The sequence below is a fragment of the Ruminococcus bicirculans (ex Wegman et al. 2014) genome (assembly GCF_000723465.1).
Classification (GTDB): domain Bacteria; phylum Bacillota; class Clostridia; order Oscillospirales; family Ruminococcaceae; genus Hominimerdicola; species Hominimerdicola aceti.
Genome location: NZ_HF545617.1, coordinates 432316 through 445768, shown reverse-complemented (window position 1 = coordinate 445768; position 13453 = coordinate 432316). Strand labels below are relative to the sequence as shown.

Annotated in this window: 10 protein-coding genes and 3 tRNA genes; 5 read left to right on the top strand and 8 right to left on the bottom strand. The window is 45.3% G+C overall.

Going from position 1 to position 13453, the window contains the following annotated elements; translation table 11 throughout:
• Window positions 1–49: 49 nt before the first annotated feature.
• Both rnr and secG read right to left on the bottom strand, forming a co-directional pair.
• Window positions 50–2161 carry a ribonuclease R gene (rnr, locus tag RBI_RS12450; RefSeq protein WP_041337419.1) on the bottom strand — a complete coding sequence of 704 codons (2112 nt, stop codon included), beginning with the start codon at window positions 2159–2161 and terminating at the stop codon, window positions 50–52.
• Between the two features lie 70 nt (window positions 2162–2231).
• Window positions 2232–2486, bottom strand: coding sequence for a preprotein translocase subunit SecG (gene secG, locus RBI_RS12445; RefSeq protein ID WP_022287545.1), 255 nt, complete (start codon window positions 2484–2486; stop codon window positions 2232–2234).
• Between the two features lie 212 nt (window positions 2487–2698).
• Here secG and RBI_RS12440 point away from each other — a divergent pair, with 212 nt between their 5' ends.
• Complete coding sequence (locus RBI_RS12440) at window positions 2699–3631, top strand: IS481 family transposase (protein ID WP_041337418.1); 933 nt, start codon at window positions 2699–2701, stop codon at window positions 3629–3631.
• A gap of 24 nt (window positions 3632–3655) precedes the next feature.
• Here RBI_RS12440 and RBI_RS12435 read toward each other — a convergent pair whose 3' ends face one another.
• The 6 genes from RBI_RS12435 to mscL form a co-directional block, all read right to left on the bottom strand.
• The gene (locus RBI_RS12435) at window positions 3656–5092 is read right to left on the bottom strand and encodes a DUF389 domain-containing protein (RefSeq protein WP_051706929.1); all 1437 of its coding nucleotides are present in this window, start codon (window positions 5090–5092) and stop codon (window positions 3656–3658) included.
• 18 nt (window positions 5093–5110) lie between these two features.
• Window positions 5111–6277, bottom strand: coding sequence for a serine hydrolase domain-containing protein (locus RBI_RS12430; RefSeq protein ID WP_041337417.1), 1167 nt, complete (start codon window positions 6275–6277; stop codon window positions 5111–5113).
• 136 nt (window positions 6278–6413) lie between these two features.
• Window positions 6414–6505: transfer RNA gene (locus tag RBI_RS12425), tRNA-Ser, on the bottom strand.
• Window positions 6506–6591: 86 nt separating this feature from the next.
• Window positions 6592–7185: a hypothetical protein gene (locus tag RBI_RS14305; protein ID WP_051706927.1), complete on the bottom strand. Its 594-nt coding sequence runs from the start codon at window positions 7183–7185 to the stop codon at window positions 6592–6594.
• Window positions 7186–7207: 22 nt separating this feature from the next.
• Entirely contained in the window at window positions 7208–8842 is a 1635-nt protein-coding gene (locus tag RBI_RS12415; RefSeq protein WP_041337415.1) for a class I adenylate-forming enzyme family protein, read from the bottom strand.
• 288 nt (window positions 8843–9130) lie between these two features.
• Complete coding sequence (mscL, locus tag RBI_RS12410) at window positions 9131–9580, bottom strand: large conductance mechanosensitive channel protein MscL (RefSeq protein WP_041337413.1); 450 nt, start codon at window positions 9578–9580, stop codon at window positions 9131–9133.
• A gap of 228 nt (window positions 9581–9808) precedes the next feature.
• Here mscL and RBI_RS12405 point away from each other — a divergent pair.
• From RBI_RS12405 to coaBC, 4 genes are all read left to right on the top strand, one after another.
• A tRNA-Gln gene (locus tag RBI_RS12405) sits at window positions 9809–9884 on the top strand.
• A gap of 25 nt (window positions 9885–9909) precedes the next feature.
• Window positions 9910–9985 (top strand) — tRNA-Gln (locus tag RBI_RS12400).
• 200 nt (window positions 9986–10185) lie between these two features.
• A complete protein-coding gene (locus RBI_RS14300) occupies window positions 10186–11946 on the top strand; it encodes a D-alanyl-D-alanine carboxypeptidase family protein (protein WP_051706925.1) in 1761 nt (586 codons plus the stop codon).
• A 267-nt stretch (window positions 11947–12213) separates the two neighbouring features.
• Complete coding sequence (gene coaBC / locus RBI_RS12390) at window positions 12214–13407, top strand: bifunctional phosphopantothenoylcysteine decarboxylase/phosphopantothenate--cysteine ligase CoaBC (RefSeq protein ID WP_041337412.1); 1194 nt, start codon at window positions 12214–12216, stop codon at window positions 13405–13407.
• Window positions 13408–13453: the final 46 nt, after the last annotated feature.

Genomic DNA, 13453 nt, shown 5'->3' with positions numbered 1-13453 from the left:
GACACACAAAAAAGGACGGCTTTTCTTCGCCGTCCTTTTGATTTTTAATTTAGTCCTCGTCAGCAAGTGCAAAATCTATCTTGCCCGAATTTACATTTGCGTTTATCACCTTTACTCTGATAGGGTCGCCCACACGATATTCCATGCCGTTTGTAAGGTTTTTCAGGCTCACCATATCGTCGCAGACATATTCGCCGTCAGGCATATTGTCCGTGTGAAGAAGTCCCTCACAGGTGTTCGGCAAGGCGATGAAAAGTCCGAACTCGACGGCTGACACCACAGTTCCGTCAAACTCCTCACCGATATGAGCGTTCATATACTCAGCCTTGTAGCAATCCTCACAGCTTCGCTCCACCTGCATTGCGGTAAGCTCCGTCTTTGTGGACTGGTCGGCTGAGGCGTAAACGAACTTGTTGAACTTTGTGGCGCACTCCTCTGCACTGCTGCCACTGAGAAAAGCTGACATTATCCTATGGATAGTCAGGTCAGGGTAACGTCTGATAGGCGAGGTGAAGTGTGCGTAATCCTCCAGCGCAAGTCCGAAGTGACCCACAGGTTCGGTGGAATATCTTGCCTTTGACATACTTCTCAGAACGATATTGTTCATGATAAGGTCGATATCAGTACCCTTTGCGGCTTTGAGTATCTCCGACATATCCCCAGGGCAAGCCTTTTCGCCCAGCTTATACTGGACGTTGAGCTTGACAAGCGCTTCTCTCAGAGATTCAAGCTTTTCGTCTGACGGCTCTTCGTGGATACGATAAACGAACGGCAGGTTATTATCCATGCCAAATCTTGCGGCACACTCGTTTGCAACAAGCATGAAGTCCTCTATTATCTCCTCGCTTCTTCCACGGGTACGCCTCTCAACGCCCACGCAGATATCCTCGTCATTGATGATAAGCTTGCTCTCAGAGGTTTCAAGCTCAGGACAGCCACGGTTTTTCTTGTTTTTATACAAAATATCCGCAAGCTCTTTTATAATAGGAAGCTGATCTGAAACCTCGGCATACTTTTCTTTAAGTTCAGCATCGTCACTGCCTGCCAAAAGTGAATTTATCTCGGAATAAACGCCCTTTACACGGGAGCGGATAACAGTTTTTGCAAACTTATAGTCTGTGATATTGCCCTGCTTGTCAAGTTCACAAAGACATGAGAACGCAAGTCTGTCCTCATTCGGATTAAGGGAGCAGATGCCGTTTGAAAGCTCCTTAGGGAGCATTGGTATAACACGGTTTGCGTAATAGACGCTTGTGCCACGTTTGAAAGCTTCGTTATCCAGTTGTGACTTTGGCTGAACATAGTGGGAAACGTCGGCAATGTGAACGCCAAGGAGATAACCTGTTTTGGTTCGTTCAACAGAAATTGCGTCGTCGATATCCTTTGTATCTGCGCCGTCAATGGTGAATATCGGCTTGTCACGGAGGTCAAGGCGGTTAGGTATCTCCTCTTTTATCCTTGAATAATCAGACACTTTCCTAGCCTCAAAGATGACCTCGCTTGGGAAAACAGGGGTCAGACCATTGACCTCAAGTACGCTCATTGCACAGGCAGAGGCTTTCATGGAGCTTCCATAGCTTGAAACTATCTCGCAGACGTGTTCAGAGTGCCTGTTTCCACGCTTTGTGACCTGCGCCACCACCTTATCGCCCTCATGTAGCTCAAGACGCATAGGGTTCTCAAAGGTCATTGCATATTTTGACAGCATATCAGGGACTATTTTCAGCACGCCGAACTCGCTCACAAGCTCCCCTGTGAACTTAGCAAAATTCTCCTCCACAATGCTCATGACCTCGCCCTCGGTGCAAGCTCCCTCGCCCTTGAACGTTCTCACAAGGACGATATCGTGTGGCATTGCGCCTTTGAGGTACTTGCCCACAACAAAAATTTCCTCGTCAGTGTCAAGATTTTTCACAAAGCCGTAGGTCTTATTGAGCCTTACCACCTCGCACTTGACGAATTTCTTAGGGTCAACGAGCCTTATGCCGAATTTATCTTCTATTATCTCGCCGTTTTTCTTCATTTTGTCAACGGCTTTTGTGAACTTTTCAAACTCAAAGCCCTTTCCTCTGCATGATCTCAGCAGTTCTTTGAAAGTCAGTGGCTTTTTGCCTGCTTTTTTTAACTTTGAGTATATTATTTTTCTGTAATCCAGTTTCATAAATTTCCTTTCTTTTTACTATTACTTTACTTTCCAAAAGAAAAAGCCCTGCACGGAGCAGGGCGGGCAATTATTTCTTGATCTGATAAATGATATTTACAGCAAGAGTTATCACGAATATCAGTATCGCACTTATCCTTGTCAGTCTGTTAAGCTTAGCGTCCTTGGTGTTTGAACCGTTCTTTCCATAGAAAGAATCGTTATATCCACCGCCGATAGCAGATGTAAGACCCTGCTCTTTGGTGTCCTGCGCAAGAACTACAAGTATGATAACGAGGCTGGCTACGATCAGCAGTGCGCCTGCAACGATCTCAATTACGCTCATTTTTGTTCCTCCAAAACATAATTATACATTTTAATATATTATAGCACACATCTTCTCAGATTGCAAGGGGTTTTCAGAATTTTTTCAATTCTTTTTGTAGTGCTACAATAGATATTGGACAAAATTAAGAAAAAAGAAAAGAGAGATAGGCAAAAATCTGATAAAATAAAGTTACCACACCAAATTCAAATCAGAAAGGAAGCCTATCTCTCATGAATAGTATAACACAAGATATGAAGTTTCGTCAATCCTTAATGAATTACGCAAAGAAATATGGAGTGAGCCGAGCAAGCAGAAAATACAATAAATCACGTTCATATATATATTTCTGGCTGAAACGCTGGGACGGAAGTGTGGAGTCCCTTGCAGTTAAATCACGCCGACCGCATCATCATCCCAATGAGCATACCAAGGAAGAAATAGATCTTATCAAAAGGTATCACAAACGGAACCCGACACTTGAGCTTCCCGAACTATGGCATCGTCTCAGAAAACAAGGGTATACACGCTGTCTTGAAAGTCTTTACAGGGTTATGAAAAAACTAGGAATGCTTCCGAAAAAGCCGAAGAAAGCGACGTATAAACCAAAGCCATACGAGCAGATGACATACCCCGGAGAGCGTATTCAGGTGGACGTAAAGGTAGTTCCGAGAAAGTGTATAGCTGACCCTGAGATGAAGCTGTACCAATACACGGCGATCGATGAGTATACCAGGATAAGATTTTTATACGGATATGAGGAGCAAAGCACCTATTCTTCAGCAGACTTTGTAAACAGGCTGGTGAAATGGTACAAACGCAGAGGAATAACGGTGAAATGTATTCAGACCGACAATGGATTTGAATTTACTAACCGCTTTTCGCCAAGCAAAAGAGACAAGAAAACGCTGTTTGAGAATACGCTCTCACAACTTGGCATTGAACACAAACTCATTCGTCCATATACGCCCAGGCACAATGGCAAAGTAGAGCGCAGTCACCGAGAAGATCACAACAAATTCTATTCGTGCCATAGGTTTTATTCCTGCGACGACTTAAACGTGCAGCTAGCTGCACGTTTAAGTCGAACAAACAACCGTCCTATGCGTCCCCTCAAATGGTTTTCGCCTATCGAATTTCTTAATAATAGTGTCCAATATGATTGACAAACCTACATTTTCAGAATTTTTTCAATTCTTTTTCTTTTTATCGGTGCTTTCAGCCTTTGAGGTGGTATCTTTCTGCTTCTCCACCTGCTGGATAACGGTGACATTTGTGACGTCAAGACGCTTTTTCAGAAGCTCTGTGACAGTTTTGAGCTGTTCATCGGTAAGAGCCTTGTTCTCATATAGCACCACTGCTATGCCATTAACTGTTGTGGGCGAGCCTACTGAATGGCTGCTCATGTGACCGCCTGCCGCACCTGTTATGTTTGGATAAACGATAGCAAGCTCCTCGGCGATATCGCTCATGTCGATATCATAGCTCTGATAGCTGTCAAGCTGTGCTTTCAGATTTTCATTCTCGGCTTTAAGGTCGTCGTTTTCTTTCTGCGCAAACACCTGTGCCACCTTGTTCTGTGTTTCCTCATCGTCGGCATTCTTTTCAAGCATCTTTTCGACCTCGTCAGCGGTAACACCGCTTTCCACCTCGGTCTGTGTTATCACAAGCTTATAATCCCCCAATCCGAAAGCTTTCAGCTCGCTTTGAAGCGCCTTTGTATCGGCAGTGCTTATCTTCTTGCCAAGAAGTGCCACTTCTATCATACGTTTATCGGTATCTATTGTTTTCTGCACTATCTGAGTGCCGTCAAAGTCAAAATTCTCGGTGATAAACTTCTCTGCACTGCTGTTATCCATTGTCTTTTTCACAATATCATAGCCAAGATAAATACTAGGCAGCATGGTAATAACTGTGATAAAAGCGATATTTCTGTGTATCTTTTTCAAAGCCTTCGGGGAAATATCGTTGCCGTGAGGCAGCCTTAAAAACTTCAGCACAACGATAGCCGCAAGGCAGATAAAAAAGCTGTTTATGAAAAAGAGATACAATGCTCCGCCGAAATAGTCAAGGCGGTGTCTTGCCAAGCCGTAGCCTGCGGTACAAAGAGGCGGCATGAGTGCTGTTGCGATAGCCACGCCGGGGATAACGTTGCTTTTCTCCTTACGGGTCTGACCTATTATGCCGGCAAGTCCGCCAAAAAGGGCAATAAGAACGTCCCACGCTGTAGGTGTGGTTCGGGCAAGAAGCTCGGAGGAGGCTGTGGTGATAGGTGAGATAGTAAAGTAAATAGTCGAGGTGATAAGGCAAATGACCACCTGTATGCCAAGTCTTATTGCCGCACCCTTTGAAAGAGTCAGGTCATTTGTGGCGATTCCATAGCCTATGGCTGTTATACCGCCCATAAGAGGCGAGATAAGCATAGCACCGATTATAACGGCGGTGGAGTTCATATTCAGACCTATGGAAGCTATAAGTATGGCAAGCATGAGGATACACATATTAGTACCCTGAAGCTTTGCGCCAGATATTATCGTATTATGTATCTCATCAGGGTCAGCCATATCCCAGCGCAGGCTGAACATATTTCTAAGCCCTTGTATAAATCTGCCTTCCTGTAATTTCAAATCTCAGACCTCCTCTGCTTATTTTACTGCACCCCATGCGATGTTCTGCAAACGCCTTGCAGAATCGGTGGTGCCTGCGCCTGTCTGCTGGATAAAATATAGTATGCAGAGCTGTTCTTTTGGGTCAATGCTGAAATAACAGCCCATCCAGCCGTCCCAGCCGAAAGAGCCTTCTGACTGGATAAGACCTGCGGTGGAAGGGTCGTCAAGGATACGCATGAAGTTACCGTAGCCGTGACCCTTTGTGCTGTCCCAGTTAAGGGTCTTGCGCTGTTCAGGTGTAAGACCGTTTCTTGTCATGAAATCGACCGTGTTTCTGCCGAGTATCCTCACGCCGTCAAGCTCGCCCTTATTCATAAGCATTTTGGCAAACTTTGCATAGTCCTCTACAGTGGAAACAAGACCTGCTCCGCCCGACTCAAAGGCAGGAGGTACAGTGTAATCAGTAAGGCAAAGGTGGAAGTGAGTGAACGGCTCGTTTCCTCCATTTTTGTATTCATAACACTGGGCAAGTCGGCTGTACTTTTCCGCTGGGATATAGAAACCTGTATCGTTCATACCGAGGGGTTCAAAGATCTCTTTTCTAAGAAAATCTCCGAACTTCATGCCAGAAACCACCTCGATAACAGCACCCATGATATCGGCAGATGCACCGTACATCCACTTTTCACCAGGGGTGAACATAAGAGGACGCTTGCCCATTTCCTTTGCGAAGCTCACAGTATCCAGAAGCTTTTCGCCCTTGAGATATTTTTCAGACTGCTCGCCCCAAAGCGCACCCATTTTCTGACCTGCAGGAGTGCCGTCAGGATAGGGGATACCGGAAGTCATGGTGAGCAGGTCGCCTATGGTTATATCTCTGTCAGCAGGACGCTCACCGTTCTCATCAAGAACCACAGGGTCGGAGAACTCAGTGATAAACCACTTGAGCAGGTGACGAGTGTCAAGCAGACCACGCTCGATAAGTATCATTGCGGCAGCGGCTGTGACAGGCTTTGACATAGAAAAGAGTCTGAAAATGCTGTCAGTTTTCATAGGGATATTTTTCTCCTTGTCAGCAAGACCAAAGCTTTTGAGATAGACAGTTTCGCCTTTATGGATAACGCTGAGAACTGAGCCTGAGAAAACACCCTTAGTTATCTCTTTTTGTGCAACAGCGTCGAGATATTTAAAATTTTCGTACATGATAGACCTCCATGTTATGATGTTTGATATATAGGATTATAACACAGTTCGTGTGGAAATGCAAGATTTTGTGTGGCAACAAAAAAATCCGCCCTACCACAGTAAGGCGGAATTAGGTGCAGGGGCACGCCCCTGCTGGCGGAGATGGAGAGATTTGAACTCTCGCTACGGTTTTGCCGTACTACCGCATTTCGAGTGCGGACCCTTCAGCCACTTGGGTACATCTCCTTGTGTCAACTATACTATTATACAAGTAATCACAAAAAAAGTCAAGCCCTTTGTGCAAATTTAAGCACAAAGAGCTTGTCAATTATCTATTGCTGAGCACGCCTCTGCATCTCCTTAACATATGCAAGCGTTTCAGGAGTGTAACCTACCATTGCGTTGGGACAACATTGGGAAAGCAATTGCATAAGCCCCATGGCGGTGTCCTTGCCCTTGGCATATACGTTAAAACGCAGTACATTCTTCTTGTGCTTCGTGCAGACGATTATCTCGTTGGTGTAGCTGATGAAATTCATACTCGCTGTGTGCTGGTAAATGCCGTAGGCTTCCTCTCGCCAGCACATCTGAAATGGCACTTTCTTGTTGGCAAGCACCCTGTCGGATACGATAATATAATCGTCCTGATATTGTATGTTGGCGTAAAGCTCGTCAGCCTGCTGTAAAAGATCGGGATTGGCTTTGAATATGCCGCTCTTTTCAGGGTGCGTCCTCCGTGACGTACCAAATATAAGAAATATAACACCAGGCGTAAGCGCAAAAAGTCCAAGTATCAATACGCTGTATTCACCGGCTACTACCGCCGCAAATGAGATAAATCCACCCATTAGCGTGAGTATCACACCGCCAACTATCATTGCTATCATTCTTTTTCGTATGTTGGCAAATACTACTTCTCGTCCCATTTTCGTTACCCCTCTTTATTTTTTATCCGTGATTCTGCTTTGCCACAAGGCTCTCGCCACAGTATATCTTCCTGAGCTTCGGCTTCTCTATCTTGCCCGTCGGGTTTCTCGGTATGTCTGCAAAAATTATCTTGTGCGGACGCTTGTATCTCGGAAGCTTCTGGCAGAACGCCATTATCTCTTCCTCTGTGCATGGGTGATCTGGCTTTAGTTCGATTATTGCCGCCGCTATCTCGCCCAAACGCTGGTCAGGCAGACCAATTACTGCCACGTCCCTGATAGCGTCGTGACTTCTCAAAAAGTCTTCTATCTGTACAGGGTAAAGATTTTCTCCACCACTTATAATAACGTCCTTTTTGCGGTCAACAAGGTAAATAAATCCGTCCTCGTCCTCCTGAGCCATGTCGCCAGTGAAAAGCCAGCCGTCTTTGAGAGTTTCAGCCGTCGCCTTTGGATCTCTGTAGTAGCAGGTCATAACGCCAGGACCTTTTACGCAAAGTTCGCCAACTTCGCCACGCTTTACAGTGTTGCCCTTATCATCAACTATCTTGACCTTCCAGCCAAAGCCTGCCTTGCCTATTGCGCCTACCTTGTCAATGTTATCCACACCAAGGTGTACACAGCCGGGACCTATAGATTCGCTAAGACCATAGTTAGTGTCATATTTGTGGTTAGGAAAAACCTTTTTCCAGCGTGCAATAAGTGACGGCGGAACAGGCTGTGCGCCTATGTGCATAAGCCTCCACTGTGAAAGCTCATACTTTGAAAGTGTCACCTCGCCGCTGTCGATAGCGTCAAGGATATCCTGTGCCCAAGGCACAAGAAGCCATACTATAGTACACTTTTCTCTTGAAACGGTATCAAGGATAAACTCAGGCTTCACGCCCTTGAGAAGCACCGCCTTGCCTCCTGAGATAAGGCTTCCGAACCAGTGCATCTTCGCACCTGTATGATAAAGCGGAGGGATACAAAGGAAAACGTCCTCCTTTGTCTGACCGTGATGATTCTGCTCAACTCTTGCGGCGTGCATAAGGCTCTCGTGATTGTGCAGGATAGCCTTCGGGAAGCCTGTTGTGCCTGACGAGAAGTAGATAGCCGCATCGTCCTCGTCAGTAAGCTCTATGTACGGAGTAGTGCTTGCACAATTTGCAGTGAGCCTGTCATAATGCTCTGCAAATGACGGACAGTTCTCGCCAACATAGAAAAGAAGTCTGTTCTTGCTTATCTCATCAGCTATCTCCTCAACTCTGCCGATAAATTCAGGACCAAATACAAGAATATCCACCTCGGCAAGGTCAAGACAGTATTTTATCTCCTCTGGAGTGTATCTGAAATTCAGCGGCACTGCAAGCGCACCCGTCTTGAGGATACCAAAATAAATAGGCAGCCATTCAAGACAGTTCATAAGCAGGATACCCACCTTGTCACCCTTTTTTACCCCACGGGATAAAAGCAGATTGGCAAAGCGGTTAGCCTTTTCGTTGAAAACGCTCCAGGTTATCTCACGGCGATAATGACAGACTGGGTTAGGCTCGATAAGCTCATATTCCTTCCAAGTCACACGTCTGGTTTCTCTGATCTCAGGATTGACCTCTACCAGAGCAACATCGTTTCCGAACTCTCGTGCGTTACGCTCCAGTATCTCGGTTATAGGCATACAAAAACTTCCTTTCATAATTAAAAGCTTGAAAGCTAGAAAACTTAAAAGCTTAAAAGTATTCACAAACATATATGTTATTATTTTATCATATGATGACAAAAAAGTAAAGAGATTTAAAACAGAATAAGTGACAAAGTGAAAGATAAATAATTGTGGAGTTTTTACAGAAGAAAAGTGTTTGCCCCTACCTGAATTTGAGCGAATACCGTCAAAAAGATAACCAACAAAAAAGACAGCCCCACATGGGAGCTGTCCCTTAACTTAAAAAGTGTACCGTTTCAGATCTTATTCTTCTGCCTTTTCTTCCTCTTTGCTCGTCTCAGCCGCTTGCTGTGCCTTGAGAAGATCCCTGATCTCTGTAAGAAGCACTATGTCCACCGGTGGCTCTGCCGGCTTTTCAGGCTCTTCATGCTTGCCAAGTGACGCAAGCTTGTTTATGACCTTCATTATTACAAAAATAACGAACGCCATGATTATGAAGTTTATCACTGCCGTCAGAAATGCGCCGTAGTTTATGTACTGATTTCCAAGCAAATGTATCTTGCCCTCTACGTCAGCACCGCCTATACAGCCTATTATCGGGTTGATAAAATTCTCCGTAAATGACGTCACGATACCCTGAAACGCAGCGCCTATGATAACGCCCACTGCCAAGTCCATGACGTTTCCTTTGAGAGCAAACGCCTTGAACTCATTTACAAACTTCTTGATAAATCCTTTTTTCTTCTCTTCCATAACGGTTACGACCTTTCGTTTTTTGTTCCGAGCCACGCTCTTATGGTCATTTTATCACATATTTTGACCATTTTCAATAGTTTTTCTACAAAATCGTACGGTTTTACGTCGTTTTGCCCATATATGTTAATACGCTGTAAATGCTTTGTAAACAAACATGAAAAGGTATTGCATTTCCCGAAATGGTGTGCTATAATGATTAAGCTGTTTGAGTGAGGGACATGACGATGGGATATAGCCAAGAGGTAAGGCAGCGGACTTTGACTCCGTCATTCCGATGGTTCGAATCCATCTATCCCAACCAAAAACAAGCTAAATCGAACAAACATTGGGGTGTCGCCAAGTGGTAAGGCAACGGACTCTGACTCCGTCATTCCGAAGGTTCGAATCCTTCCACCCCAGCCACAAAAGACCGTAGATTTTTTCTGCGGTCTTTGTTTTTTTATACATTCTTTCAGCAACCAAAAGAGAGGTTTTGCAACTGAGTATAAGTAAACATAAAAAACAAAATGTGAACAAAAATAATTCGGAATTGCGTGTTTACAAACTGGTAAAAATGTGTTATACTTAAAGTGCAAAAGAATTTCATCAAAGGAGGTCTGAAAATGAAAAAGATAATAAACAGAAAAAATGCAGCGGCAGTGGCTTGTGCCGCTATGATGATATGTGCGGCAGGTGCTGTGCCTGACAGCGTGCTAAGTGTGAGTATGCCTGTGCAGGCGGCCGAAGCTGTGGAGCAGACAAGTCTGCCTCAGGTCACAGGGCTGACATCTAAAACGCCTGATATAAGCTCAATAAGACTTAGCTGGAACGCTGTGAGCGGTGCGGACGGCTATTCTGTGGGAATGCGTTCAAAGGGTCAGTATCCTGAGATAGCAGACGTTACGGACACTACATATCTTGTTACAGGTCTGCCTGCGGCAACGAGGGAGAACTTCAAGGTAAGAGCCTATAAGATAGTGAACGGTCAAAAGGTCTATGGCGACTATTCAGTGAACTACAATTCCGCCACAAATCCACGCCCTATAAGCGGTCTTAAAGCTCAGACGGGCAATGCTTCCGTCAGCCTTTCATGGAAAAATGTGGGCTGTTCAAACTATCGTGTCTTTATGCTGAAAAACGGCAAGTGGACGCAGATAGCGCAGACGGATACAAACAGCTACACTGTCATAGGACTTGACGCAGGAAGCTATAAATTTAAAGTAAGAGCCTGCAAGCGTGACGATAAGGGTGCAAATCACTACGGCAAATATTCGCAGGAGATAACGGCACAGGCTGTCATGGTGAACAAGGTCACTGGTCTGACATCTAAGACCCCTAACACAAGTTCTATAAAGCTTAGCTGGAACGCTGTGAGCGGTGCGGACGGCTATTCTGTGGGAATGCGTTCAAAGGGTAAATATCCTGAGATAGCTGACGTGAAAGGCACGACCTACACTGTCAAGGGTCTGCCTGCGGCAACAAGGGAGAATTTCAAGGTAAGAGCATATAAGATAGTAGACGGAGTTAAGATATACAGCGACTACTGTGAAAACTACAATTCCGCCACAAATCCAAGGAAGGTAACAGGAGTAAAAGCTTCTGACATCACCGCTTCTACACTTGACCTTAACTGGAAGTCTGTAGGCTGCACAAGCTACAAGGTGTTTATATACACAAATGGCAAGTGGAAGAACATAGCTTCATCTACGGTAAATTCCTGCGCAATAAACGGACTTTACGCAAAGACTACATACAGATTCAAGGTAAGAGCCTGCAAGACGGACGATAAAGGTTCAAATCACTATGGAGCATATTCCGAGGAGATAACCGTCAAGACCCCAGACCACACTGTCGAGGTCATAAACGGCATGAGCTATGTTGACGGAGTTCTTTTGGCGAACAAAACATATTCCCTCCCTGCAAGCTATGACCCAAAGGGTCTGACCAAAGAAACATCAGCGGCATTCAAAAAGATGCAGACCGCTGCATATAAAGACGGCATAAGCCTGTGGGTATGCTCAGGATACCGCTCTTATTACGATCAGAGGTACCTTTATGATATGTACTGCAACCGTGACGGCAAGGCTGCGGCAGACAAATACTCCGCAAGACCCGGCTACAGCGACCATCAGACGGGCATGGCAATAGACGTAAACAACGCCAGCGACTCATTTGGCGGCACAAGAGAAGCCAAGTGGCTTGCCAACAACTGTGCGAAATATGGTTTTATAATTCGTTATCCAAAGGGCAAGGAGGCTTACACCGGTTATCAGTACGAGCCTTGGCATATAAGATATGTAGGCACGCCTTTAGCACAAAACATAACCAACAGCGGACTTTCTCTTGAAGAATACTTCGGGATAACTTCGCAATACAAGGATTGACATATGGTTTAGACCGCTGTTCACGGGCATCTGTGGGCAACGGTTTTCTGTTATTTTCCTTGCTCACTTATCACTTGAAATCTTGCATTTCAACATGATCTGTGTTATACTATATTTAAGGCAATACCGCACAAAGATTGTGCGTCAGATGCGTAGTCAGATTTTTGTGTGATATGACGGAAAATCTGCAAGCAGATGGCGTGCAAAGCCGTCAGGCGGGCTTTGTGCGGTGTTGCCTTGTATATTTCCACTAAGGAGGTCATCTCTATGCTTCTTTCAGGTAAGACGGCCGTTCTCGGCGTCAGCGGCAGTATTGCGGCTTACAAGATCCCAACTTTAGCAAGACTGCTTAAAAAGCAGGGCTGCAATGTTCAGGTACTCATGACACAGAACGCCACTCAATTTATAAACCCTATCACTTTTGAATCCCTTACAGGCAACAAGTGCCTTATAGATACTTTTGACAGAAATTTTCAATACAGTGTTGAACACGTTGCTCTTGCAAAGCAGGCTGACCTTGTTATGATTGCTCCTGCTTCCGCTAATGTTATCGGAAAGATAGCATACGGCATTGCTGACGATATGCTCACCACCACTGTCATGGCTTGCCCTTGCAAGAAAATGATATCCCCTGCCATGAACCACAATATGTATCACAATCCTATTGTGCAGGACAATATCCGGAAGCTCGAGCGTTTCGGCTACGAGATGATCGCTCCTGACAGAGGTATGCTTGCAAACGGTGATGACGGCGACGGCAGAATGCCTGAGCCTGAGGTGTTGTTTGAATACATTCTTCGGGAGCTTGCCTGTGAAAAAGATCTTGCCGGCAAAAAGGTTCTTGTGACGGCTGGTGCGACCATGGAGGCTATCGACCCTGTGCGGTACATCACTAATCATTCAAGCGGAAAAATGGGCTGTGCGGTGGCTAAAGCGGCTATGCAAAGAGGTGCAAAGGTGACGTTGGTGGCAGGTCACATGGAGGTTTTGCCGCCTATGTTCGTGGACGTTGTGAACGTAAAGTCTGCGGCGGATATGTTTGAAGCTGTCACAAAGCTTGCTCCTGAGCAGGATATTATCGTAAAGGCGGCGGCTGTGGCTGACTACACGCCTGTTGCGGTGGCTGACAACAAGATAAAGAAGTCTGACGATGATATGAAGATAGAGCTAAAACGCACGAAGGATATCCTTGGCTATCTAGGTCAGCACAAACGTGACGGTCAGGTCATATGCGGTTTTTCCATGGAAACGCAGGACGTTATCAAGAACTCTGAGAAAAAGCTCACCAACAAAAACTGCGATATGATATGTGCAAACTCACTAAAGACCGCTGGCGCAGGCTTCAAGACGGACACTAACGTTATCACCCTTATCACTGAGGGCGGTGCTGTGGAGCTGCCTATTATGACCAAAGAGCAAGCCGCTCACAGGATACTTGACGAGCTTGCGAAAATGATATAAGTGTATGATAATATGTACAGATAAACAGATCACGAAGGGAAATACG